Raw genomic sequence first — 23,044 nt, 5'->3', positions numbered from 1 at the left:
GCCCCGCTCGGGCCGGGCCGAGCGGGGCACGCGAAGGGCGGGCACTGGTGACGGCGGCGGCGCCGATCGGCGAGATGGTCTTCGGGCTGCCCGAGGCCAGCCTGCGTCCGTTCGTCGACAGGTACGTCGGCTACCGGGAACGGGCGGACGTGCCACTGGTCCGTCGGGAGTCGGCGGGCGTCTTCGTGGTGCTGATACTGGGTTGGGGTGCGCCGCTGGACGTGACCGACCCGCGTTGCGCGCAGCGTGGCGTCACCGCTGTCGACTCGTTCGTGGCCGGCACCTTCGACAGTTGGTGCACCACGCGCACGGTGGGCGTGGGGGAGGGCGTCGAGCTGCTGCTCGCTCCCCTGGCCGCCCGCCGGCTTCTCGGGTTGCCCCTGGGTGAGCTGACCAATCGGGCCGTCGGCGTCGGGCAGCTCCCGGGCGGCTGGCTGGATCGGCTGCGCGGCCGGCTCGCCGAGGCCACCGGCTGGTCGGAGCGGTTCGACCTCCTCGACGCGGTGCTCGCCGCCCGGCTGGCGGCGTCCCCGCCGGTGGACCCGCGGCTCGACCGGGCGTGGCGGTGGCTGGCCGCCAGCGGTGGGCGGGGGAGCGTCGGTGCGCTCGCCGACGAGTTGGGCTGGAGCCGCCGGCACCTCGCGTCCCGGTTCCGGCAGGAGGTCGGGCTACCGCCCAAGATGGCCGCCCGGCTGCTGCGTTTCCAGCGGGCTCAGGCCGCGTCGACCCAGGCCGGCGGGGCCGGGCGGGGCGTCGACTGGGCCGCCGTGGCGGCGGGTTGCGGCTACTACGACCAGTCCCACCTGATTCGCGACTTCCACGAGTTCGCGGGGGCCACGCCGGCCGCGCTGCTCTCCGGCCGCTGACAGCCGCCGGGCCGCTGACAGCCGCCCGGCCGCTGACGGCCGCGCTGCTTCCCGGCCGCTGACGGTCGCCGGGCGACCGGAGCCGGTTCGGCGACCCGCCGAGGTCACATTCGTCCAATCCGGAGCCCCGTCACCGGCCACAGAATCGGGTCATGCGAACCATCTATCCGATCTTCCGTTATCCCGATCCCCGCACCGCGATCGACTGGCTCGGTGCCGCCTTCGGTTTCCGGGTGCACACCGTGCACGAGGCCCCGGACGGTGCGGTCGCGCACGCCGAACTGGTCCTCGACACCGGCATGATCATGCTGGGTGGTCGGGCCGACGCCCCGCCGCGACCGGCCGACGACGACTGGTCGGTCTACGTGGCCGTGCCGGACGTCGACGCCCACTGCGCCCAGGCCCGCGCGGCCGGCGCCGAGATCATTCGCGAGCCGTTCGACACCGACTACGGCTCCCGTGACTACGCGGCCCGCGATCTGGCCGGCAACGTCTGGTCCTTCGGCACCTACCGGCCCTGAGTCCAGCTACCGCCGATCGGGGTTGGACGGCCCGCCTTCGCGATCCGAAAACGCACTGACCTGCGGAAACGATGTGTTCCGGCGGGCCGGTCCGGCCAGCGGCGTCGAATGCCCTGATTGCGGTGCGCGAGCACGCTATTGCACTGGGTGATCGTCCTGCGTAGTCTCCCTCGGTGGGGAGGCCGGGATGCCGCTGCCAACAAGTCCAGTCATTCGACGTGCACGTCTCGGCGCAGAGCTGCGCCAACTCCGTCGGCGCGAGTCGCTGACCCTGGAGCAGGTCTGCGACCGGCTGGGCTGGGCCTCGACGTCGAAGCTGTCCCGCATCGAGCTGGGTCAAAGTCGCCCCGACCTTGCCGACGTGCTCGACCTGCTGGACGTCTACAAGGTGCCCACGCCCGCCCGGGAGGCGCTGATCGTCATCGCCCGGGACGCGGCGACCAGTCGAGGCTGGTGGAAGACGCTCGGCGAGATGAGCGAACGGCAACGCACCTACGCCGAGTTGGAGGCGGGTGCCGCCGACATCGTCGAGTACCAGCCGTCGGTGGTGCCGGGGCTGCTCCAGACGCCCGCGTACGCCCGGGTGTTGGTCAGCGCCGGCGCCCAGCTCTCGCCGGACGTCGATGTGGAGGCCGAGGTGCGCGCACGGGCACTGCGGCAGGAGGTGCTCCGGCGGGCCTACCCGCCGCGCTACACGGCGGTGCTCGCCGAGGCCGTCTGCGACCCGGGTGACCTGCCGGTGGCGGTCTGGCGCGAACAGCTGCGTCACCTGGTCGCCGTGACCGGCCTGTCCCACGTGACGGTGCGGCTGTTGCCCCGCGGAGCGGCCGGTGGCGGGCTGCACCCGCTCACACCGTATTCCTGCTACGCCTTTCCCGACCCGGCCGACCCGCGCACGGTCATGATCGAGGCGTTGACCACCGACGTCCGGTTGGCCACCGTGCTCGACGTCGACCGCTACGAGCGGATGACCGCGGCGCTGCTGGCCGCGGCGCTGTCACCGGAGGAGACGGTCACCGTGCTGGCCCGCCGCGTCGGCGAGTGAGTGTTGACCGGTGCCGACGGTGACGCGCCGCGCGGCCACCGGGCCCGGCGCCCCCGAGCCCGTCGGGACCGGCGGCCGGCGCGTGCGCCCGGCAGGATAACCGCGGGGTACGACAGCTCGGCTCAGGCCGGCACGTCGAGGAAGTGTTCGACAATGGGCGGTCCCGCGAAGTGCGGCCCGATCAACGCCCGCCACGTGTCGAACCGTTCGGTGGCCCGGAAGTTGTTCTCGTGCGCCTCCACCGAGTCCCATTCGACGAGCAGCACGAAGCGGGTCGGTGACTCGATTCCTCGGGTCATCCGCACGGACCGGCAGCCGGTCGCTCCGGCGAGTACCGGGTGACCTTCGGCGTACGCGGCGGCGAACGCGTCCTCGTGTCCGGGTAGTACGTCGATCAACGCGACCTCAAGCACCATGTCGGACAGCCTCCCACGGCGATCGGGGCGGTCGGTGTCGCGGGTCCGTGCCGGACCACTGCCTGGACTCCGCCTCGGCTCGACCGAGGGCGTTGACACGGACCCTAGGGTGGCCTCGTGATCATCGACTGGCTCACCGGCACCGCGTTTCGGGTGGCCGGCACGGGCACCACCTGGGCGGAGCTGCTGGGGTTCGCGACCGGTGTGCTCAACGTGTGGCTGGTGGCCCGGCAGAAGATTGCCAACTGGCCGATCGGCATCGCCAACGTGCTGCTGCTCATGGTGCTGTTCTGGACCGCCGGGCTGTACGCCGACGCGGGGCTCCAGGTCGTCTACGTGGCGCTCGGCTGCTACGGCTGGTGGCACTGGTTGTTCGGGGGCGAGCGGCGTACCCGACTCACGGTCAGCCGGACGGGGCGGCGGGAGTGGCTGGGGCTGGCCGCCGCCGGGCTCCTGCTCACGGGAGCGCTCTGGGCCCTGCTGGACCGGGCCACCGACTCGACGGTGCCGCTGCCGGACGCGTTGACCACGGCGCTGTCCCTGCTGGCCACGTACGGGCAGACCCGCAAGCGGGTGGAGAGCTGGTGGCTCTGGATCGCCGCCGACCTGATCTACATCCCGCTGTACGCGTACAAGGGACTGCACCTGACGGCCGTGCTCTACCTGGTCTTCCTCGTCCTGTGCGTGCTCGGGTTGCGGGCCTGGCGCGCCGATCTGCGTCGGGCCGACCGGCCGAGCACGGTCCCGCCCGGCCCGGCCCCGGTCACCGCGTGAACCCCGCGACATCTGGCGGGCCGCCGGTGCCGCGCGGGCCGGCACGTCGCTCCGCCGCCGAGTTCGGGCACGGGATGGTGGTGGGCAAGTTCTATCCGCCGCACGCCGGGCACCACGCGGTGATCCGGGCCGCCGCCGCCCGGTGCGCCGAGGTGACCGTCGTCGTGGCGCCCTCGCGTCGGGAGTCCATTCCGCTTCCGCTGCGCCTCGACTGGCTGCGGGAGGTGCACGCGGACACGCCGTGGGTCCGTGTCGTCGGCCGGTACGACGACCACCCGGTGGACTACGCCGATCCGGCGGTCTGGGACGCGCACTGCGCGGTGTTCCGCGAGGCGGTGGGACCGGGGTCGGTGGACGCGGTCTTCTCCTCCGAGGCGTACGGCGTCGAGTTGGCGCGCCGCTTCCACGCCGTACCCGTGTCGGTGGATCCGGACCGGCGGACCGTGCCGGTTTCCGGGACGGCCGTGCGCGCGGACCCGGCGGGTCACTGGCGGTGGCTGAGCCCGCCGGTGCGGGCGTGGTTCGTCCGGCGGGTGGTGGTGGTCGGGGCCGAGTCGACCGGGACCACGACGATGGCGGCGGCGCTGGCCGGGCATTACGGCACGTCCTGGGTGCCGGAGTACGGCCGGGAGTTGACCGCTCACAAGCTGGCCCGATTGCGGGAACGAGCGCCGGAGGCGACCGTCTTCGACGTCGCCTGGGACTCCGACGACTTCCGCGCGGTGGTGCGCGAGCAGCAGGCGGCCGAGGACGCGGCGGCCCGGACGAGCGGGCCGTTGCTGGTCTGCGACACCGACGCGCGGGCGACGGCGGTGTGGGAGGAGCGCTACCTGGGCAGCGCGTCCGAGGAGGTACGGGCGGCGGCCCGTCGGCCGGCGCTGTATCTGCTGACGGATCACCGGGGGGTGCCGTTCACCGACGACGGGCTGCGCGACGGTGAGCACCTCCGGGCCTGGATGACCGAGCGTTTCCGGGCCGAGTTGGCCGGGTGCGGGGTGCCGGTCGTGGAGCTGACCGGGTCGCACGCCGATCGGTTGGCGGTGGCGGTGCGAGCCTGCGACGACCTGCTGGCCGCCGGCTGGTCGCTCGCCGACCCGATCGCCGCACCCGGTGTGCACTAGCCTCCTAGGAAGCCGTAGCGGGTGTGCGGCCGGACGCGTCGAGCCGTGTCCGGCGCCACCGGGTGCCCGGGGTGTGATCACGCCGCGTGGTGGGCAACAATGGTCATCAAGGAGGGGAGTATTCCCCCGCGACGGAGTCGTCAGCACGGTCGATCGCCGGAACCACGGCGCCCGACCCGGCCCCGTAGGTCGTCGCCCCCAGGGGCGGCGGCGGAAGAGACCTCCGACAGTCACCAGAGTGAGCGACAGCGGCACGCCGGCTCCCGCAGGGGCGTACGGTGTGCCCGACGCCGCGTGTCTGCCGGAGGAATGAACGTTGGACGTGTCCGGATTGGTGTGGGCGGGGACGCTTGTCGCACTGACTGCGGTCCTGCTCGTCGACCTGTTGATCATCGGTCGGCGCCCGCACGAGCCGAGTGTGCGGGAGTCGAGCCTCTGGGTCGGTTTCTACGTCGGTCTCGCCCTGCTCTTCGGTGCGGGTGTCTGGCTGACCTCCGGGGCCAGCGCGGCCGGCCAGTTCTACACCGGCTGGCTCACCGAGTACAGCCTCTCGGTGGACAACCTCTTCGTCTTCGTGATCATCATGGCGCGCTTCGGGGTGCCCCGGCAGTACCAGCAGAAGGTGCTGCTCGTCGGCATCGTGCTGGCGCTGGTGATGCGCGGCGGATTCATCGCCGCGGGTGCCGCGCTGATCACGCAGTTCTCCTGGGTCTTCTACATCTTCGGCGCGTTCCTGATCTACACCGCGGTGAACCTGGCCCGGCAGGGTGAGCCGGACGAGGACGAGTTCTCCGAGAACGTGCTGATCCGGTGGAGCCGCAAGGCCCTGCCGATCTCGAAGGAGTACGACGGCGCGAAGCTGACCACCCACGTGGCCGGCAAGCGGCTGTTCACCCCGATGCTGATCGTGATGATCGCGATCGGCACCACCGATCTGATCTTCGCGTTGGACTCGATCCCAGCGATCTTCGGCATCACCCAGGAGCCGTACCTGGTCTTCACCGCGAACGTCTTCGCGCTGATGGGCCTTCGGCAGCTCTACTTCCTGCTCGGTGGCCTGCTGGACCGGCTGATCTACCTGAGCTACGGCCTGGCCGTCGTGCTCGGGTTCATCGGGGTCAAGCTGGTGCTGGAGGCGCTGGCCGACAACAACCTGCCGTTCATCAACGGCGGCGAGCACGTCGGCTGGGCGCCGCACATCCCGATCTGGTTGTCGCTGCTGGTCATCATCGGCACCCTGGGTGTCGCCACCGTCGCCAGCCTGGTGAAGTCCTCCCGGGACCGGCGTCGCGAGTTGGCCGACGCCCGACGCTGACCTGACCGGTCACCGGCCGGGTGCGAACAGGCGCCCGGCCGGTGACGGACGTGCTGCCCGGCCCGTGCCGCCCCCCGCTGCCTGGACTCCGGCTGAGGGTCGACCGAGACTGGCCTCAGACCCGGTGTGCGCCCACCAGTGTGGCGGTCCGGTCCGCCGGCAGTGCCTCTTCGATGACCCGCCGCCGCCGGTAGCAGGCGTGCAGCATCCGGCGCTGGCCGCCGTCGCCCGGGGCGGCGGTGACGATGCCGATGTGGTGGATCTTGCGGCCCGGTCGGGCGAAGAAGTAGAGATCGCCGGGGCGTTCCGCGCCCAACGACAGTGGGGTGGTGGCCACGGCCTGATCGTCGGCGTCGCGGGGCAGCAGCACCCCGAACCGCCGCCAGGCCAGATGCACCAGCCCCGAGCAGTCGATGCCGTGCGCGGAGAGACCACCCCAGATGTAGACCACGTCCAGCAGGCGCTGTGCCACAGCGAGCGCGTGCGCGGCGGTCGGCGACGCGTCCGCCGGCGACACCAGGTGGCCCTCGGGCAGCCAGAGCGGGGTGGCCCGACCGGGAACGTGCACCGGCCGCCAGTCGTCGAGCGCGGGGCCGGCCGGGAGGAGCCGGGTGCCGACGACGACGCCGGGCAGCACCACCGGTCCGTTCGGGGCGGCGTGCAGCCCGGTGACCGTGGCGTCGACCACCAGCGGTTGGTCGGTGCCGGTGCGGGTCGGGGCGAGAACGGCCAACTGCTCGGCGGGTAGCCAGCCCGGGTAGCCGCGCGGATCCAGCTTGGCGGCTGGTTGTTCGACGGCGACGACCCGGGCCCAGCCGTCGGGGCGTAGCTCGCTGACGAGGACCCGTTCGCCGAGCAGGAGTTGACTCAGCACGCAGTCGCCGACCTGCTGGTCGGTGTCCATCCCGGAGACCCAGGTCGGGATGTCGGCGCCGGCGGTCAGCGCCGGACGGTCGACCGGGCGGACGGCCTCGGGGGAGCTCCACAGCGTCGCCACCGCGACCCGGACGACGGCCTCGCGGCCCGGTTGCAGCTCCACGTCAACCCCCAGATCGTGTGCGGCTGTCCAGGGGAACCCTATGAAAGAAACCGACAGGCATCAACCACGGGACTGCACTTTTGCTTCAGTGAGGCCGGAGATGCCCAGGCCAGGGGCGTCCGGCAGCACCACCGTCGCCCCGTCGTAGCGAATGCCGCCCTGCACCGGTGACCAGGCCAGCCACCAGGCGGCGTCCAGGTCGGCCACCGCTGTGGTGCCGTACGCGGCGACCAGGCTCGCGGCCGCCCCGATGCCGACCTGGCTCTCCATCATCGAGCCGACCACGGTGCCGAGCCCGTGCGCGCGGGCCAGGTCGAGGAGGGTGCGGGCCGGGTGCAGTCCACCGCACTTGGCCAGTTTGACGTTGACCAGGTCGGCGGCCCGGCGGCGGATCACCTCCACCAGGTCACGCACCCCGAAGACCGCCTCGTCGGCCAGGATCGGCACGGACACCCGGTCGCTGACCCAGGCCAGCCCGTCCAGGTCCCAGCGGGCCACCGGCTGCTCGACCAGTTCCACGTCGAGCCCGGCGTCCTCGATGCCGCGGATCACCCGGACCGCCTCCCGGGGGTTCCAGCCTTGGTTGGCGTCCAGCCGGATCCGGGTGCCGGGGCCGACGGCCGCCCGTACCGCGCGCACCCGGTCCAGGTCACTGGCCGCGTCGGTGCCGACCTTCAACTTGAGCACGCCGAAGCCGTCGGCCTGCCGCTGCCGTGCCGCGGTCGCCAGGTCCACCGCGTCGCCCGCCGCCAGCGTGACGTCCGTCGGGACCCGCAGCGTGGTGCCCCCGAGCAACCGCACCAGGGGTACGCCCAGTCGCCGCGCGGCGAGGTCGTGCAGGGCGACGTCCACCGCCGCCTTCGCGGCCTCGTTGCCGACCACGGCGCGCTGCACCTCGGCGCACCGGGTCACCAGGTCGTCCGGGTCACGGCCGATCAGCTGTGGGCCGAGCAGCTCGCGGACGCACGCCTGCGCGCCGGCGACCGACGCGCCGGTGACCTGCCAGACCTGTGGCGCCTCACCGAAGCCGGACCGGCCGTCGCTGTCGACGAGTTCGACGACCAGGGTGTCCACTGTGGTGGTGCGGCGTAGCGCGGTGACGAACGGGGTGTGTAAGGGGGCGGAAACCCGGTGGGTGCGTACCGCCGAGATCGTCATGTCAGGCACCCTATACGGAGGTTCACCTTCGGAGGGGAGACCGGATGACCGGGCAGGGCTGGGAGCTGGTGGGTGCGCCGAACGCGCGTGACCTGGGCGGGCTCGTCGGCGCGGACGGGCGGCGGGTCCGGGTCGGCCAGTTGATCCGCACGCCGGCGCTGGGTCGGCTGACCGACGAGGACCTACCGGTGCTGGCGAAGTTGGGGCCGGCGTGCGTGGTGGATCTGCGCGACGCCTCGGAGATCGCGGTCGCTCCGGAGGACCGGTTCGCCGGTGAGCCACGGGTGGTGCGCCTGCCGGTGCACGACGCGGAGCACCCGGTCTTCACGTACGTCTCGGCGGTACTGCTCGGACACGACCTGAACGCGTACGCCGAGCTGGCCCGGCAGGGCACGGCGGGGGCGATGGAGGCGATCTACCGCTGGTTCGTCACCGGTGAGTCGGCGCGGGTCGGTTTCGCCGAGGCGGTGCGGCTGGCGTCCCGCCCGGAGAATCTGCCGCTGCTCTACCACTGCTCCGCCGGCAAGGACCGCACCGGTTGGCTGACCGTCATCCTGTTGACGGCGCTCGGGGTGGACGAGGCGGCCGTCCGCGCCGACTACCTGCGCAACAACGAGCTGACCGACAGCCTGCGGGCGGTGATCGTCGAGGCGATGCGTCGGCGGAATCCCGAGTTGGACGTCGACGCGGTGGTGCCGGTGCTGGAGGTCCGCGCCGAGTATCTCGACGCCGGTTACGCCGAGGTGCGTCGGGTGCACGGATCGTTCGACGCGTACCTGCGCGACGGGCTGGGGCTCACCGACGCCGACCTCACCGCGTTGCGGGCGCAGTTGCTGGAGTGACCGGCGCGTCGGTGGGTGTGCCGGCGCGGGCGGCGCAGCCGGTGACGATCAGTGCCTGGCCGGCGGCGTAGGTCGCCATGACCAGCACCGGCGCGCCGGGTGGTTGGGCCACCTCGGCCACCCCGGCGGCGATCAGCAGGTCGGAGCCGAGGAAGAGCGCGGCGCCGACACCGACCCGCCAGCCCTGGGTGGCGGCGGTGCTGGCCATGGCGGCCAGCGCGATCGCGTAGCCGGCCACCGGTACGGCCAGCCCGGCATCGGAGAGCCCCGCCCACATCCAGGTCAGCGCGATGACGGTCAGCGCCGCGTACCCCAGGGGGACGGCGGCCAGCGGCGTGCGGCGCAGCGCGGTCGCGGCGCCGCGTCGGGTGAAGGCCGCGAGGTAGCAGAGGTGGGTGCCGAGGAAGCAGGCCATCCCGGCGAGGAACCAGCCGGTGCCGTCGATCATGAGGGCGATGTCGCCGCCGGTGGCGAAGGCCAGCGCGGCGAGCAGCAGCCGGTCCGGTCGGGCCGCGCGTTCGGCGCTGGCCCGCCAGAGGTACGCGGCCAGCAACGGCATCAGCAGCGGCTTGGTGAGCAGGAAGGCCAGGCCGCCGCCGGTGGCGTTGGCCAGCAGGTTCGCGGCCGTCACGACGAGGAAGGCGATCAGCAGGGTGCGACTGCGGGGCATCGGCGGCTCCGGGGTGGGGGTGCGAGCAGCGTAGCCGCAGTCGGCGGCGTTGGCCTCGCCGCCGAGGCGCTCGGGTCAGAGGTGGTGGCGGGCGGCCCAGACCTGCGCCGAGATGTGCGCGAGCAGCAGGCAGGCGTCGTCCTCCACCTGGTCGTCGGCGTCGGCCAGGTCGGTGGTGGTGCAGACGGCGATCAGGTACGGCGGGGCGTCGTCGGGCAGCACGACGCCGACGCCGTGGCGGACGCCGCGTACCCAACCGTTCTTGTGGGCGATGCGGGTGCCCGTGGGCAGGCCGGCGGCGAGGTCCTCGCGGTGTTCCTGGGCGAGCAGGACGTCCAGCATGGTGGTGCAGGCCGCCGGTGAGGCGAGTGGGCCGGGGGTGTCGGCCCCGGTGGCCAGTGCGCCGAGCAGGGCGGCCAGGTCGGCGGCGGTGACCGTGTTGGTGATGCCGGCCTCGCGGGCGGCGAAGTCCTCGATGCCGCGGCCGGTGACGCTGTTGCGGGCACCGGCGAGCGCCCAGACCTCGGCGACCGCGGGCAGCCCGACGTGGCCGAGGACGAGGTTGGTGGCGAGGTTGCTGGAGCGCACGATCATGCGGTCGGCCAGCCACCGCAGCGTCGCGGTGCCGCCGACGCGGTCCCAGACCGCGTCGTCGTTGTCGTAGGGCTGCGCGTTGGCGAAGCGGGGTGCGCCGGGCTGCGCGGAGGCGAAGTCGTTGACGACCGGGACCGGGGCGTCCAGGTCCAGGGTGCCGGCCTCGGCGGCGCGGTGCAGCGCGGCGAGCACCGCCACCTTCATGGTGCTCGCGGCGTAGTGGCCGGCGTCGGCGTGGCGGGTCCAGGTCGGCGGCGCGTCGAGGCGCCCCACGTACGCGGAGACGGTGCCGGGCACCCGGTCCAGGTGGGCGTCGAGATCATCCCAGGTCATGCCGGTGACCGTAGCGGATCAGGGGTGGCCGGGCTCGCGTACCCGGCGGGGTGGAAAACAACCGGGCGCGCCGACCGCAAGCGGTCGACGCGCCCGGTGCCGGGTGCGGGGTGGGTCAGCCGGCGTGCTTGCGGCGGGCGGCGGCGCGGCCCCGCTGCTGCTGGTCGAGCACCACCTTGCGGATGCGGACGGCGGTCGGGGTGACCTCGACGCACTCGTCCTCGCGGCAGAACTCCAGGGCCTGCTCCAGGGAGAGCTTGCGCGGCGGGATCAGCTTCTCCGTCTCGTCGGAGGTCGACGCCCGCATGTTGGTGAGCTTCTTCTCCTTGGTGATGTTGACGTCCATGTCGTCGGAGCGGGAGTTCTCCCCGACGATCATGCCCTCGTACACCTCGGTGGTCGGCTCGACGAAGAGCTGGCCGCGCTCCTGAAGGTTGATCATCGCGAAGGCGGTGACCGCGCCGGACCGGTCGGCGACGAGCGAACCGTTGTTGCGGGTCCGCAGCTCACCGAACCACGGCTCGTAGGACTCGAAGACGTGGTGCAGGATGCCGGTGCCCCGGGTGTCGGTGAGGAACTCGGTGCGGAAGCCGATCAGGCCGCGCGCCGGCACCAGCCACTCCATCCGGATCCAGCCGGTGCCGTGGTTGACCAGCTGCTCCATCCGGCCCTTGCGGGTGGCGAGGAGCTGGGTGATCGCGCCCAGGTATTCCTCCGGGGCGTCGATGGTCAACCGCTCGACCGGCTCGCAGGTCTTGCCGTCGATCTCCCGGGTGACCACCTGCGGCTTGCCGACGGTCAGCTCGTAGCTCTCCCGGCGCATCTGCTCGACCAGGATGGCCAGCGCCAGCTCGCCGCGGCCCTGCACCTCCCAGGCGTCCGGCCGCTCGGTCGGCAGGACCCGCAGGGACACGTTGCCGATCAGCTCCTTGTCGAGCCGGTCCTTGACCATCCGGGCGGTGACCTTGGAGCCCTTGACCCGGCCGACCAGCGGCGAGGTGTTGGTGCCGATGGTCATCGAGATGGCCGGCTCGTCGACGGTGATCAGCGGCAGCGCCACCGGGTCGTCGACGTCGGCGAGGGTCTCACCGATCATGATCTCGGGGATGCCGGCGACGGCGATGATGTCGCCGGGGCCGGCGGTCTCGGCCGGCTTACGCTCCAGGCCCTCGGTCATCAGCATCTCGGAGATGCGGACCCGCTGGGTGCTGCCGTCGGTGCGGCACCAGGCGACCGTCTGACCCTTGTTGATGGTGCCCTGGCGGACCCGGCACAGCGCCAGCCGGCCGAGGAACGGCGAGGCGTCCAGGTTGGTGACGTGCGCCTGCAACGGCGCGCCGTCCTCGAAGGCGGGTGCCGGGATGGTGTCCAGCAGGGTGCGGAACAGCGGCTCCAGGGAGGTGCTGTCGTCGGGCACCGAGCCGTCGGCGGGCTGGGTCAGCGAGGCGATGCCGTCGCGGGCGCAGGCGTAGACGATCGGGAAGTCGATCTGCTCCTCGTCGGCGTCCAGGTCGAGGAAGAGCTCGTAGGTGTCGTCCACGACCTCCTTGATCCGGGCGTCCGGACGGTCCACCTTGTTGATCACCAGGATGATCGGCATCCGGGCCCGCAGCGCCTTGCGCAGCACGAAGCGGGTCTGCGGCAGCGGGCCTTCACTGGCGTCGACGAGCAGCACCACACCGTCGACCATGGTCAGGCCACGCTCCACCTCGCCACCGAAGTCGGCGTGGCCGGGGGTGTCGATGATGTTGATGGTGACCGGGTCGGAGCCGTCCGCCGGCAGGTACCGCACGCCGGTGTTCTTGGCCAGGATCGTGATGCCCTTTTCCCGCTCCAGGTCACCGGAGTCCATCACCCGCTCGGTGTTCTCGCCGCGTGCGCCGTACGCGCCGGCCTGCCGCAACATGGCGTCGACCAGGGTGGTCTTGCCGTGGTCGACGTGAGCGATGATGGCGACGTTGCGGAGGTCGGTGCGAAGCTGCATACCCTCTATCCTTCCGCCTGCGCTCGCGCAGGCTGCGTCGGGGTCACCCCCAGGTGCCCCTGATCTATGGTGAAACCGCTGTGCCGGTGGTTCCCCGGGCTGGCATGCTGGCTCCCGTGTCCTGGGGGCCTGAGTGCACGACCTGCTGACCTGGGTGCAGGGTCTGCCCACCCTGTGGATCTACCTGGTCGCCGCGCTGATCGTGGCGGGCGAGACCGCGGTGATCTTCGGCCTGCTCGTGCCGGGTGAGGCTACCCTGCTGCTCGTCGGCTTCCTCACCTACAACGGTACCTTGCGGCTCGGGCCGGCGTTGCTCGCGATGATCGTCGCGGCGGTTCTCGGCGATGGGCTGGCCTTTCGGGCCGGACGGCGGTACGGCTCCCGGCTGCGCGCCGGGCTGGGTCATCGGGTCGGGCCGCAGCGGTGGGCCCGCGCCGACGCCATGCTCGCCCGCCTCGGCGGGCGGGGGGTGTTCGCCGCCCGATGGGTGGCTTTCGCCCGGACCCTGGTGCCCCGGCTCGCTGGCGCGGCAGGTATGCCGTACCGGCGGTTCGCCCTCTGGAACCTGGCCGGGGTGGTGACCTGGGTGGGCGGCTCGGTGCTGCTCGGTCACCTCGCCGGTGAGTCGTACGACACGGTCTCCCGGCTCCTGGGCCGGGCCACCGGAGTGGCGTTCCTGCTGCTGGCCGGCCTGGTGGGTGTGGTGCTCGTGGGTCGGTGGCTGGGCCGTAACCCCGACCCGGTGCGCGCGCTGCTGTCCCGGGCCGGCGCACTGCCCCCGGTGCGGTGGCTGACCGCCCGCTACGGGGTGCTGTTCTTTCTGGTGGCCATGCGGATCGGCCCGGCCTGGACGCTGCTGCTCAATCTGGCCGCCGGGTTGCTGCTGCTGTTCGCCGCCGGGCTCGCCATCGCCGGTCTGCTGGCGGTGGCGGTCCGCAACAGTGGGCTGGCCGCGCTGGACGGTGCCATCGCGGCGTGGTTCGCGGCTCGGCGTACCCCGGACGCCGCCGACGCCACACTGGTCGTGGTGTCGGTGGTACGTGGGTCGGTGCTGATCCTGTTGGTGGCGCTGGTGGCGGCGGTGCTGGCGTGGCGCAACCGACCCTGGCGGACGGATCTGCTCAGCGTGGTCGGCACCGCGGGCGCGTTCGTGCCGCTGGTGGTGCTGGCCGTGGTGGCCGAACTGACCGGCCCGCACGGGACGGCCCCGGGCGGTGGTGAGGTGGCGGCGCTCTCCACCCAGAGCGCCGTGGTCGCGGCGAGCTTCTGCACCCTGGCGTGGCTGGTGTCGCGCAGCGCCCGCTGGCCGGTGGCGGTGGCTGCCTGGACCGCCGCCGCGGCGGGGCTGCTCGGGATCGGCGGCGCGCGGCTCTATCTCGGACTGGAAACGGCCAGCGGGACGGCCGCGGCGGTGCTGCTCGGGGTGCTCTGGACCGTGGTGTTCATGGTCGCCTGGGCAACCCGGGACCGGGCGGTGGCCAACGGTCAGCCCCCGGTGGACCAGGCCCCCCGGCGGCCCTCGCAGGGGCAACGCCGCCCGGTCGAACCTTGTTAAGGTGCGGCGACAATCACACGGGGGAGGCAACGGCATGGTTCGACGCACCGATCGGCTGGGCGCCGCAGTGCTCGCCGGGCTTCTGCTGGCGAGCGCGCTCGTGGGCTGCGCCGCCGAGGGGGAGAGCCCATCGGGCCTGGCCGCGCCGGTCGCCATCACCGACGGGCCGACCGATACCCCGTCCGACGAGGTCGACGGGGAGCCGAGCCCGTCGCTGAGCGCCGTGGAATCGATGGGTTCCGCGCCGAGTCGCAGCGCCACCCCGAAGCCGAAGACGCCGACGAAGAAGCCGACCCGGGCGGCGCCGAAGCCGCGCCCGGTGCCGAAGCCGCCCACCGAGACCGAGGTTCCACCGGCGCCGCCGAAGCCGGCGCCGAGTTCCTGCAAACCCACCTACAAGGGCAGCCAGGCGTCGCGTTCCGCGGTGAAGGCGGCGCTGACGAACGCGGCCGACCGCACCTACTGGCCGGTCTCGGCACCGGACATCACGATCCCGCTCGACCTGCTCAAGGCCACCGCGTGGCAGGAGAGCGGCTGGCAGTCCAACATCTACGCCTGCGACGGCGGGGTCGGGCTGTTGCAGGTGATGCCGGACACCGCGACGTGGATGAACCAGCGGTTCGAGAAGAGCTACAAGATCGACGCGTACCAGGACAACGCCTACCTCGGCGCCACCTACCTGGCCTGGGCGACGAAGTACATCGGCGACATGTACTTCGAGTCCGACTTCCGGCTCGACCCGGCACTGTGCACCAGCGAGCTGAATTCCTGCCTGCTCAACGCCGTCATCGCCGCGTACAACTTCGGGCATGGCGCGGTGGCTCAGGAGGGCGAGCCGCTGACCATTCCCAACCCGTCGTACGTGCGCAACGTGCGGGCACTGATGAACGAGTGCGTCTGCCTGACGTACTGACCCTCGTCGGGGCCGGGGCGGGTTCGCCGCGGCCCCGACGGGCCGGTCAGTCGGGTGTGGCGACCGTCTCGGGCGAGCGCACGGCGGCGGCCGGGTCGCGCGTGATGCGACCGGGCCACCAGAAGCGGTCGCCGAGCAGGAACGCCAGCGCCGGCACCAGGACCGTACGGACCAGCAGGGTGTCGAGCAGCACACCGATGCAGACGATGATCCCGATCTGGGTCAGGGTGATCAGCGGCAGCACACCGAGCACGGCGAAGACCGCGGCCAGCAGCACACCGGCGCTGGTGATCACACCGCCGGTGACCCGCAGGGCGGAGAGCATCCCGGCGCGGGTGCCGGCGCTGCGGGCGTCCTCCCGGGCCCGGGTGACCAGGAAGATGTTGTAGTCCACCCCGAGCGCCACCAGGAACACGAAGGCGAGCAGCAGCACACCGCTGTCCAGCGCCGGGAAGTCCAGCACGTGGTCGAAGAGCAGCCAGGCCGCGCCGAGGCTGGCGAAGTACGAGGCGATCACGGTGAGCACCAGCAGCAGCGGCGCGAGTAGACCGCGCAGCAGCAGCACGAGCACGGCACCGACCAGCAGCAGGATGATCGGCAGGATGAGCCGCAGGTCCCGGTCGTTGGCCTCGTCGGAGTCGTACGTGGCGGCCACGGACCCACCGACGATCGCGCCGGACGGGGCGTCGGCGCCGGCGGCGGCCGGCGGCGCGGAGTCGGGGACGGCGGCGACCGCCGCGCGCAGCGCCTCGATCGCGCGGTCCGAGGCGGTGGTGCCGGGTTCGGCGTCGAGGACCACGTCGACCTGGGCGACGGCCGCGCCGGCGTCGCCGGGGCGTGCCGAGGCGACACCGGGTACCGCGCTGGCGGCGTCGGTGACCGCCCGCACCGCCGCCGGGGTGGTGATCACGGCGACGGGCTGGGTGCTGCCGGCGGGGAAGGCCCTGGCCAGGGTCTGTGCGCCGGTCACCGCCTCGGGTTGGGCCCGGAACTGTTCGGTCTCGGACAGGCCGGTGCGGATGCCGAGACCACCCAGCGCCAGGCCGCCGAGCAGCACCGTGGCCAGCGTGGCGACCACCACCGGGCGGCGTTGCACGGCGGCGCCGAGTCGACCCCAGAGCCGACCCTCGCGTGCCGGGCCGCCGACCCGGGGCACGAACGGCCAGAACAGGCCGCGACCGAAGAGCACCAGCACGGCGGGGAGCACGAACAGGGCCGAGAGCATGGCGAAGACCACACCGGTGGCGCAGGCCACGGCCAGCGCCCGGTTGGTCTCCTGTTCACTGAGCAGCAGGGTGAGTACGCCGAGCACGACGGTGCCGCCGCTGGCGAGGATCGGCTCCGCGGTGCGGCGCAACGCGGCGCGCATCGCCGCGAACCGGTCCTCCTCGCGGCGCAGCTCCTCCCGGTAGCGGGCGATGAGCAGCAGCGCGTAGTCGGTGGCGGCGCCGAAGACCAGCACGCTGGCGATGCCGGTGACCTGACCCTGCTGGAGGTTGATGCCGACACCCGGCACGATGACGTCCACGGCGCGCAGGGTGAGCTGCTCGGTGGCGGCGACCACGACCAGCGGCACGATCCACAGGAACGGGCTGCGGTAGGTGATCAGCAGCAGCAGCGCGACCACGGCGGCGGTCACCACCAGCAGGGTGACGTCGGCGCCGTCGAACACCGAGGAGAGGTCGGCGGTGAACGCCGGGGCGCCGGTCACCTCGGCGGTCAGCCCGTCGGGCAGGTCCTCGAGGGTGGCGCGCAGCTGGGTCACCGCGTCGGTGACGACCTCCTGCCCACCGGCGGTGTCCAGCGGCACGGCGACCAGGGCCACCGCGCCGTCCGGGGAGACCTGGGCGGGGCTGACCTGCCCACCCACCGCGAAGCGGCGCAGGTCGTCGGCGCGAGCGCCGATGGTCGCCCGGTCGGTTTCGCTCAGCGCGTCGCCGTCACCGCGACTGATCACCACGATGGCCGGCTGCACGTCGCTCGAGGGCAGTTGGTCCTGCAGACGTTGCACCTGGGTCGACTGCCACTGTGCGGACAGGCCGGTGGCGGAGACCGGCGCGGGGTTGTCCGGCTGGGGTGTCCCGAAGACGGCCGCGCCCACGACGATCGCGGCGGCCACGGTGAGCCAGGCGGCCAGCCGGCCACGAGCGACTCTGGTGAACACAGACATCAGGTGACCTCAAGGTCTTTCGAAAGCCGAGTATCTTGATGGCCGAGATTATCCGGGGTTGTTCTATGCTGCAACCCGGGGGATCGACGACGGGAAGAGCGGCGCGAGGTGGCGACTCACGGCATGTACCGACGGCGCGACACGCGCCGCGAGCAGCTGGTCGCGGAGATCACCAACAACCTCCGGCGGTACGCGGTGGACGCCCAGCAGGTCGGCCACGCCTTCGCCAACCTGCACGGCCTCAACCCGACCGACCTGCAGGCGTTGATCGCGGTGATGGACGCCGAGCTGCTCGGTGACCCGATCACCCCCGGTCGTCTCGGCGACCAGCTCAATCTCTCCTCCGGCTCGGTCACGGCCCTGATCGACCGGCTGGAACGGGCCGGGCACATCCGCCGCGACCGGGACACCGTCGACCGGCGCAAGGTGCTGCTGCACTACGCCGACCAGGGCGCCGCGCTGGCCATGGAGTTCTTCCGGCCGCTGGGCGCCCGTACCGACACGGTGATGGACCGCTTCAGCGAGGACGAGCTGGAGGTGGTGCACCGGTTCATGGAGGAGATGAGCGAGTCGCTGCGCGGGCACCGCGACGCGGTGCGCGCCACCCGTCCGGAGTCACCCCGCCGCCCGACGGGCTGACCGGTGCCGCACCTCGTCGCCCGCCTCGCCAGCGCCGCGCTGCGCCTACCCCCGACCCGCCCCGGCCCGGTGCGGGTCAGCCGGGACCTCGCGGTACGGGCCCGCGACGGCGTGGTGCTGCGCACCGACCACTACGCCCCGGCCGTCCGCGGTGCGCCGACCGTGCTGATCCGCACCCCCTACGGGCGGGGTGGGCCGCTGCGGCTGCTCGGTCGGCTGCTCGCCGCCCGAGGTCGACACGCGGTCATCCAGTCGTGCCGGGGCACCGGCGGCTCCGGTGGAACGTTCGCCCCGCTGGTGCACGAGCGCGACGACGGTGCGGACACACTGGACTGGCTGCGTCGCCAGCCCTGGTGGTCCGGGCAACTGGGCATGTTCGGGGTCAGCTACCAGGGCTTCGCCCAATGGGCCCTGGCCGCCGACGCCGACGAGGAGCTGCGCGCCATGGTCGCGGTGGTGACCGCCTCGGCCACCCGCGACTCGACGTACGCGGGGGAGTCCTTCGCCCTGGACACCGTGCTCACCTGGGCGGAGCTGCTGCACGCGCAGACCGTGCCGTGGCTGGCCCGGCAGTGGGAACTCAAGCGCGGGCAACCCCGCCTGGCCGCCGCGCTGGAACACCTCCCGCTGGCCGAGGCCGACCGGGTGGCCACCGGCGTGACCATCCCGTTCTTCCAAGAGTGGTTACGCCACCACACACCGCAGGCCGCGTACTGGCGGACCCGGGTCTTCGCCGACCAGGTCGCGAAGGTGCGGGCGCCGGTGGTCATGGTCACCGGTTGGCACGACATCTTCCTGCCCGCCCAGCTCGACGACCACGCCGTGCTGCGCGCCGCCGGCACACCGCCGCGCCTGGTCATCGGCCCCTGGACGCACGGCAGCCCCGGACTGTTCGTGGGCGCGCTGCGCGAGGGGTTGGCCTGGCTCGACGAGCATCTGCCGGCCGTGCCTCGATCGCGCGTACCGGCGGGAGCGGCCCCGCCGCCCGTACGCATCCACGTCGGCGGCGCCGGTGGCGGCTGGCGGGACCTGCCGGACTGGCCACCCCCGGCGGTCGAGACCGCCTGGCACCTGCAACCCGGTGGCGACGTGGCGGCGCGCCCACCTGTCGTGTCGACGCCGGACGCGCTCCACTACGACCCCGCCGACCCCACCCCGTCACTCGGCGGTCCACTGCTCGTCGGGAAACGGGCCGGCCCGGTCGACAACCGGGGTGTCGAGGCCCGCCCCGACGTGCTGACCTACACCAGCGCCCCGCTGACCGCGCCGGTCGAGGTGATCGGCCCGGTCCGCGCCGAGATCCACCTGCGCAGCGAGCTGCCCTATCTGGACGTCTTCGTTCGTCTGTGCGACGTGGACCGGCGGGGTCGCTCGTGGAACGTGTGCGACGGTCTGGTGCGGGTCACGCCCGAGCGCTTTCCGGCCGACCCTTCCGGGGCGCTGCGGATTCCGGTGCCGCTCTGGCCGACCGCGTACCGTTTCGCCGCCGGGCACCGACTGCGGGTGCAGGTTTCCGGCGGCGCCCATCCACGGTGGGCGCGCAACCCCGGCACCGGAGAACCGCTCGGCACGGCGGTGACGCTGCGTGCCGGTTGGCGGCAGGTTCTGCACGACCCGGAGCATCCCTCGGCGCTGCTGCTGCCGATCGTCCACTCTGCGCCGCATCAACCTCCAATCTGAACAGACCCCTCCTGAGCTGGGCGTTTACCGAAACCGCGGGCTATGGTGGAGTCAACGCCCGGCGCCGTGCACCAGTAGGCCGGGCTCGCCCGAAGCCCAGCACCGCGTACGCGGTGTGACGTCGTGCCCGGTCCCCGCCTCTCGGAAAGGGGGACCCCATGACCCGGGCCCCGGCTAACCTTCTGGCCGTCCGAAGTCTGCTCCTCACTCACCTCGACAACGCTCCCGGGCCCGACGACCTGGAACCGGGCGAGGTCGGCATCGTCGGCGACTCGGCCCACCGGGGCGGCTACCACTGCGGATCGGACCGGGTGGTCCCCAATGACTACTCGGTGGTCGAGTCGCCCCGGGACCGGGCTGGGCTGACCCTCGACGCGTCGGCGATGGACGTCGGCCAGTTCGATGTCCGTTCCGGTGGCCGATCGAACACCCTGCCCAGCTTCTCGGTCTGGTGCGTCGCGCAGTGCGTCGCGAACGCGGCCGACACCCGGGACATCCGGGAGATCATCTACAGCCCCGACGGCAGCACGGTGAAGCGGTGGGATCGCCTCGGCAAGCGCACCACCGGCGACAGCTCACACCGTTGGCACACCCACTTCAGCTTTTTCCGTGACGCCATCAAGGCGGGCCGCGACCAGCGACCCCTGTTCCGCCGCTACCTCAGTTCCATCGGACTCCTGGAGGACGACGACATGACCCCCGAAGAGCACAACTGGCTGGCCACCGTCCACAAGAACCTCACCGTCCTGGACGGCCGCAACCCGATCGGGCAGATCTACACCCGGATGGCGATGGGTGAGGACGCCACCGTGCCGAACTTCCGGCCGGCCCACCCGACCCTCAAGTCGCTCGGTCTGCAGGTCACCGCCCTACAGGCCGCGCTGACGGAGTTGTCCAACCGGGACTTCACCGACGAGGAGGCGATCATCCAGGGCGTGCTGGCCGGGCTGACGCCGGAGGAGATCGCCGCCGCGATCCCGCCCACGATCGCCAAGCAGGTCGCCGACGAGTTGGCCCGCCGGCTCGTCGCCTGAGCGAGGGGCGGTTCGTAGCCGCCGGGCCGCCCCTCTTGACGCAATCCGCAACGACTGTTGGGCAACAACCATTGCGCAACAGTCGTTGCGGATGCCAGGCTGTCGGAATGAACAGCCCCGACGTACGCCAGATCACCGACTCCCGGGTGCTGGCCGCCATGTCCCACCCGCTGCGCCGCCGGCTGATGGACGTGTTCAAGGTCCACGGGCCCTCCACCGTCGGGCTGCTCGCCGAACGCACCGACCAGGCCCCCGCGAACGTCAGCCACCACCTCAAGGTCCTCGCCGCCGCCGGCCTGGTCGCCGAGGCGCCCGAGCTGGCCCGGGACCGGCGCGAGCGGTGGTGGCGTCTGGTGACCCGCAGGCTGAGCTGGTCCAATGCCGACTTCGACGCCGACCCGGCCTCCCGCGCCGTCGCCGACGCCGCCACCTCGCTCAACCTGGACCGGCACGTCGCCCTGGCGCGGGCCTGGCACGCCGCCGACGAGAGCACCCAGGCCACCTGGAACGACGCGCCGTTCTCCACCGACCACTGGCTGAGCCTCACGCCGCAGGAGTTGGCCGAGCTGAGCCGCGAGGTTGTCGAGGTCCTCGGCCGCTGGGCCGACCGGGCGCTACCCGACGACGACGCCGACCGCAGGCCGGTCTTCGTGTTCGTCCACGGCGTACCGGCCCGACCGTGACCGTCACCACCCACCGCGACGACACCGACGTCCGGCCGACCGGAGGGCTGCTGCGGCACCGCGACTTCCGGCTGCTCTGGGCCGGCCAGGCGGTCAGCAGCGTCGGCAGCAACGTCACCACCGTCGCGCTGCCCCTGGTCGCGGTCGCCGTCCTCGACGCCGGCACCTTCCAGGTGGCGGTGCTCACCGCGGCGGCCTGGCTGCCCTGGTTGCTGATCGGCCTGCCGGCCGGCGCGTGGGTCGACCGGCTGCCCCGCCGACCGGTGATGGTGATCTGCGACCTGCTCTGCGCGGTGGCCTTCCTCAGCGTGCCGCTGGCCGCCGCGCTGGACCGGCTCACCGTCGCGCACCTGCTGGTGGTGGCCCTCAGCGCGGGCGCCGCGCGGGTCTTCTTCGAAACCGCCGACCAGGTCTACCTGCCGGTGCTGCTGCGACCCGGGCAACTGCCGGAGGGCAACGCCAAGCTCCAGGCGACCCAGACCGTGAGCTACGTCGTCGGACCCGGCCTCGCCGGTCTGATCGCCCAACTCGTCGGCGCCGTCGCCGCGCTGCTGCTGGACGCGCTCACCTTCCTGCTCTCCGCGATGTTCCTGTTGCGCATCCGCACCCGCGAACCACGCCCACGACCCTCGCAGCGGTCCCGGTCGCTGCGCCGGGACATCACCGAGGGGCTGCGCTTCGTCATCAGGGACCCGTACCTGCGGGTGCTCACGCTCTTCGGCGCGGCCAGCAACATCGGGCTGACCGGCTACCAGGCCGTCCTGGTGGTCTTCCTGGTCCGCGAACTGCGTCTCGAACCGGGCCTGGTGGGTGGGCTCGTCGGGGTGATGAGCGCCGGCGGGATCATCGGCGCGCTGCTCGCCACCACGGTGGCCCGGCGCTGCGGCACCGCACGGGCGGTGCTGATCGCGGCGGCGCTCACCGGCCCGCCCGCGCTGCTCATCCCGCTCGCCGCGCCCGGCGTCGGGCTGGCCTGGCCAGCCCTCGGTGGCCTGCTGATCGGTCTCGGGGTGGCCATCGGCAACGTGGTCAAGGGCGCCTTCCGGCAGACCTACACGCCGCACCACCTGCTGGGCCGGGTGACGGTGAGCATGCATCTGCTCAACTACGGCACGATCCCGCTGGCGGCCGTGCTGGCCGGTGCCATCGGCGCACGATACGGCGTCGAGACGGCAATTGTCGTGATGACCGCCTGGCTGGCGCTCACCCCGTTGATTCTGCTTGTCGGACCAATCCGAAGGCGGCGGGACCTGCCCGCCGCCCCGGTGGCGTCTTGAGTGCGCTGCGACGGCGGCCGGAAGACCGGCCGCCGTCACCGGCACGGAGCTACATCGGGCGGACGTTGTCCGCCTGCGGACCCTTCTGCCCCTGGGTCACCTCGAACTCGACCTTCTGGCCCTCGTTGAGCTCCCGGTAGCCGCTCGAAGCGATGGCGGAGTAGTGGACGAACACGTCCGGCCCTCCACCGTCCTGCTCGATGAAGCCGAAGCCCTTTTCCGAGTTGAACCACTTAACCGTGCCGGTTGCCATGCATCTCTCCCTGTTCAAAGCGGCTGACCCTCGGCCTCTGGCCGATGATCGCCCGTACCTGTCCGACAGTAACGGGCAAAACCCCGATCCGCTGGCCGAAGTGCCGTAGGTATTTGACCGAACTCGGGTGAACTCTGCGCGGCGGCATGCGAAACCCGCCCC

Annotated in this window: 22 protein-coding genes; 14 read left to right on the top strand and 8 right to left on the bottom strand. The window is 72.4% G+C overall.

Annotated elements, in window-relative coordinates; genetic code table 11:
* The first annotated feature begins 47 nt into the window (after positions 1–47).
* The 3 genes from ACZ6NZ_RS26420 to ACZ6NZ_RS26410 all read left to right on the top strand — a co-directional run bounded on the left by ACZ6NZ_RS26420 (position 48) and on the right by ACZ6NZ_RS26410 (position 2,432).
* A complete protein-coding gene (locus tag ACZ6NZ_RS26420) occupies positions 48–866 on the top strand; it encodes a helix-turn-helix domain-containing protein (protein ID WP_465860763.1) in 819 nt (272 codons plus the stop codon).
* A gap of 152 nt (positions 867–1,018) precedes the next feature.
* A complete protein-coding gene (locus tag ACZ6NZ_RS26415; RefSeq protein ID WP_366609407.1) occupies positions 1,019–1,387 on the top strand; it encodes a VOC family protein in 369 nt (122 codons plus the stop codon).
* 187 nt (positions 1,388–1,574) lie between these two features.
* Positions 1,575–2,432: a helix-turn-helix domain-containing protein gene (locus ACZ6NZ_RS26410; protein WP_465860762.1), complete on the top strand. Its 858-nt coding sequence runs from the start codon at positions 1,575–1,577 to the stop codon at positions 2,430–2,432.
* 122 nt (positions 2,433–2,554) lie between these two features.
* On the opposite strand, the gene ACZ6NZ_RS26405 is transcribed toward ACZ6NZ_RS26410, so the two are convergent.
* The gene (locus ACZ6NZ_RS26405; RefSeq protein WP_366609404.1) at positions 2,555–2,848 is read right to left on the bottom strand and encodes an antibiotic biosynthesis monooxygenase family protein; all 294 of its coding nucleotides are present in this window, start codon (positions 2,846–2,848) and stop codon (positions 2,555–2,557) included.
* 117 nt (positions 2,849–2,965) lie between these two features.
* On the opposite strand from ACZ6NZ_RS26405, the gene pnuC reads away from it, so the two are divergent.
* From pnuC to ACZ6NZ_RS26390, 3 genes are all read left to right on the top strand, one after another.
* On the top strand, positions 2,966–3,622 hold the full coding sequence (pnuC, locus tag ACZ6NZ_RS26400; RefSeq protein WP_465860761.1) for a nicotinamide riboside transporter PnuC: 657 nt from the start codon (positions 2,966–2,968) through the stop codon (positions 3,620–3,622).
* The gene (locus tag ACZ6NZ_RS26395; protein ID WP_465860760.1) at positions 3,619–4,743 is read left to right on the top strand and encodes an AAA family ATPase; all 1,125 of its coding nucleotides are present in this window, start codon (positions 3,619–3,621) and stop codon (positions 4,741–4,743) included. Before pnuC ends, ACZ6NZ_RS26395 begins: the two co-directional genes overlap by 4 nt.
* 316 nt (positions 4,744–5,059) lie before the next feature.
* Positions 5,060–6,058 carry a TerC family protein gene (locus ACZ6NZ_RS26390; RefSeq protein ID WP_465860759.1) on the top strand — a complete coding sequence of 333 codons (999 nt, stop codon included), beginning with the start codon at positions 5,060–5,062 and terminating at the stop codon, positions 6,056–6,058.
* Positions 6,059–6,173: 115 nt separating this feature from the next.
* Here ACZ6NZ_RS26390 and ACZ6NZ_RS26385 read toward each other — a convergent pair whose 3' ends face one another.
* Complete coding sequence (locus tag ACZ6NZ_RS26385; protein ID WP_465860758.1) at positions 6,174–7,097, bottom strand: C40 family peptidase; 924 nt, start codon at positions 7,095–7,097, stop codon at positions 6,174–6,176.
* A 60-nt stretch (positions 7,098–7,157) separates the two neighbouring features.
* Positions 7,158–8,255, bottom strand: a complete 1,098-nt coding sequence (locus ACZ6NZ_RS26380) for a mandelate racemase/muconate lactonizing enzyme family protein (protein ID WP_465860757.1) — start codon at positions 8,253–8,255, stop codon at positions 7,158–7,160.
* Between the two features lie 44 nt (positions 8,256–8,299).
* On the opposite strand from ACZ6NZ_RS26380, the gene ACZ6NZ_RS26375 reads away from it, so the two are divergent.
* A complete protein-coding gene (locus ACZ6NZ_RS26375) occupies positions 8,300–9,097 on the top strand; it encodes a tyrosine-protein phosphatase (RefSeq protein ID WP_465860756.1) in 798 nt (265 codons plus the stop codon).
* Here ACZ6NZ_RS26375 and ACZ6NZ_RS26370 read toward each other — a convergent pair.
* From ACZ6NZ_RS26370 to typA, 3 genes are all read right to left on the bottom strand, one after another.
* Positions 9,066–9,767, bottom strand: a complete 702-nt coding sequence (locus tag ACZ6NZ_RS26370; RefSeq protein WP_465860755.1) for a lysoplasmalogenase — start codon at positions 9,765–9,767, stop codon at positions 9,066–9,068. The two genes, ACZ6NZ_RS26375 and ACZ6NZ_RS26370, sit on opposite strands and share 32 nt — an antisense overlap.
* Before the next feature lie 75 nt (positions 9,768–9,842).
* Positions 9,843–10,694: a serine hydrolase gene (locus ACZ6NZ_RS26365; RefSeq protein ID WP_465860754.1), complete on the bottom strand. Its 852-nt coding sequence runs from the start codon at positions 10,692–10,694 to the stop codon at positions 9,843–9,845.
* A 115-nt stretch (positions 10,695–10,809) separates the two neighbouring features.
* Positions 10,810–12,678, bottom strand: coding sequence for a translational GTPase TypA (typA, locus tag ACZ6NZ_RS26360; RefSeq protein ID WP_366609392.1), 1,869 nt, complete (start codon positions 12,676–12,678; stop codon positions 10,810–10,812).
* 133 nt (positions 12,679–12,811) lie between these two features.
* Here typA and ACZ6NZ_RS26355 point away from each other — a divergent pair, with 133 nt between their 5' ends.
* Both ACZ6NZ_RS26355 and ACZ6NZ_RS26350 read left to right on the top strand, forming a co-directional pair.
* The gene (locus ACZ6NZ_RS26355) at positions 12,812–14,233 is read left to right on the top strand and encodes a DedA family protein (protein WP_465860753.1); all 1,422 of its coding nucleotides are present in this window, start codon (positions 12,812–12,814) and stop codon (positions 14,231–14,233) included.
* 34 nt (positions 14,234–14,267) lie between these two features.
* Positions 14,268–15,146, top strand: a complete 879-nt coding sequence (locus tag ACZ6NZ_RS26350) for a transglycosylase SLT domain-containing protein (RefSeq protein WP_465860752.1) — start codon at positions 14,268–14,270, stop codon at positions 15,144–15,146.
* Between the two features lie 46 nt (positions 15,147–15,192).
* Here the strand turns inward: ACZ6NZ_RS26350 and ACZ6NZ_RS26345 are convergent, their stop codons facing one another.
* Positions 15,193–17,316, bottom strand: a complete 2,124-nt coding sequence (locus ACZ6NZ_RS26345; protein WP_465860751.1) for an MMPL family transporter — start codon at positions 17,314–17,316, stop codon at positions 15,193–15,195.
* 123 nt (positions 17,317–17,439) lie between these two features.
* Between ACZ6NZ_RS26345 and ACZ6NZ_RS26340 the strand changes: the two genes are divergently transcribed.
* The 5 genes from ACZ6NZ_RS26340 (at position 17,440) to ACZ6NZ_RS26320 (ending at position 22,629) form a co-directional block, all read left to right on the top strand.
* Entirely contained in the window at positions 17,440–17,955 is a 516-nt protein-coding gene (locus ACZ6NZ_RS26340) for a MarR family winged helix-turn-helix transcriptional regulator (RefSeq protein ID WP_366609384.1), read from the top strand.
* 3 nt (positions 17,956–17,958) lie between these two features.
* Complete coding sequence (locus ACZ6NZ_RS26335; protein WP_465860750.1) at positions 17,959–19,635, top strand: CocE/NonD family hydrolase; 1,677 nt, start codon at positions 17,959–17,961, stop codon at positions 19,633–19,635.
* A gap of 158 nt (positions 19,636–19,793) precedes the next feature.
* The gene (locus ACZ6NZ_RS26330) at positions 19,794–20,669 is read left to right on the top strand and encodes a hypothetical protein (protein WP_465860749.1); all 876 of its coding nucleotides are present in this window, start codon (positions 19,794–19,796) and stop codon (positions 20,667–20,669) included.
* A gap of 107 nt (positions 20,670–20,776) precedes the next feature.
* Positions 20,777–21,352, top strand: coding sequence for an ArsR/SmtB family transcription factor (locus ACZ6NZ_RS26325; RefSeq protein WP_465860748.1), 576 nt, complete (start codon positions 20,777–20,779; stop codon positions 21,350–21,352).
* Positions 21,349–22,629, top strand: coding sequence for an MFS transporter (locus ACZ6NZ_RS26320; protein WP_465860747.1), 1,281 nt, complete (start codon positions 21,349–21,351; stop codon positions 22,627–22,629). The genes ACZ6NZ_RS26325 and ACZ6NZ_RS26320 overlap by 4 nt, the downstream gene beginning before the upstream one ends.
* A 49-nt stretch (positions 22,630–22,678) precedes the next feature.
* Here the strand turns inward: ACZ6NZ_RS26320 and ACZ6NZ_RS26315 are convergent, their stop codons facing one another.
* Positions 22,679–22,882, bottom strand: a complete 204-nt coding sequence (locus ACZ6NZ_RS26315) for a cold-shock protein (protein WP_007462771.1) — start codon at positions 22,880–22,882, stop codon at positions 22,679–22,681.
* Between the last annotated feature and the right edge of the window lie 162 nt (positions 22,883–23,044).

Source organism: Micromonospora sp. NPDC047756, from assembly GCF_055587245.1.
This window is presented reverse-complemented; position numbering and strand designations above follow the sequence as displayed.

Excerpts from the sequence above, each read along its gene's own strand:
- ACZ6NZ_RS26415 (WP_366609407.1), top strand. The coding sequence starts at position 1,019 with ATGCGAACCATCTATCCGATCTTCCGTTATCCCGATCCCCGCACCGCG.
- ACZ6NZ_RS26410 (WP_465860762.1), top strand. The coding sequence starts at position 1,575 with ATGCCGCTGCCAACAAGTCCAGTCATTCGACGTGCACGTCTCGGCGCA.
- ACZ6NZ_RS26405 (WP_366609404.1), bottom strand. The coding sequence starts at position 2,848 with ATGGTGCTTGAGGTCGCGTTGATCGACGTACTACCCGGACACGAGGAC.
- ACZ6NZ_RS26380 (WP_465860757.1), bottom strand. The coding sequence starts at position 8,255 with ATGACGATCTCGGCGGTACGCACCCACCGGGTTTCCGCCCCCTTACAC.
- ACZ6NZ_RS26375 (WP_465860756.1), top strand. The coding sequence starts at position 8,300 with ATGACCGGGCAGGGCTGGGAGCTGGTGGGTGCGCCGAACGCGCGTGAC.
- ACZ6NZ_RS26370 (WP_465860755.1), bottom strand. The coding sequence starts at position 9,767 with ATGCCCCGCAGTCGCACCCTGCTGATCGCCTTCCTCGTCGTGACGGCC.
- ACZ6NZ_RS26365 (WP_465860754.1), bottom strand. The coding sequence starts at position 10,694 with ATGACCTGGGATGATCTCGACGCCCACCTGGACCGGGTGCCCGGCACC.
- typA (WP_366609392.1), bottom strand. The coding sequence starts at position 12,678 with ATGCAGCTTCGCACCGACCTCCGCAACGTCGCCATCATCGCTCACGTC.
- ACZ6NZ_RS26350 (WP_465860752.1), top strand. The coding sequence starts at position 14,268 with ATGGTTCGACGCACCGATCGGCTGGGCGCCGCAGTGCTCGCCGGGCTT.
- ACZ6NZ_RS26345 (WP_465860751.1), bottom strand. The coding sequence starts at position 17,316 with ATGTCTGTGTTCACCAGAGTCGCTCGTGGCCGGCTGGCCGCCTGGCTC.
- ACZ6NZ_RS26340 (WP_366609384.1), top strand. The coding sequence starts at position 17,440 with ATGTACCGACGGCGCGACACGCGCCGCGAGCAGCTGGTCGCGGAGATC.
- ACZ6NZ_RS26330 (WP_465860749.1), top strand. The coding sequence starts at position 19,794 with ATGACCCGGGCCCCGGCTAACCTTCTGGCCGTCCGAAGTCTGCTCCTC.
- ACZ6NZ_RS26325 (WP_465860748.1), top strand. The coding sequence starts at position 20,777 with ATGAACAGCCCCGACGTACGCCAGATCACCGACTCCCGGGTGCTGGCC.
- ACZ6NZ_RS26315 (WP_007462771.1), bottom strand. The coding sequence starts at position 22,882 with ATGGCAACCGGCACGGTTAAGTGGTTCAACTCGGAAAAGGGCTTCGGC.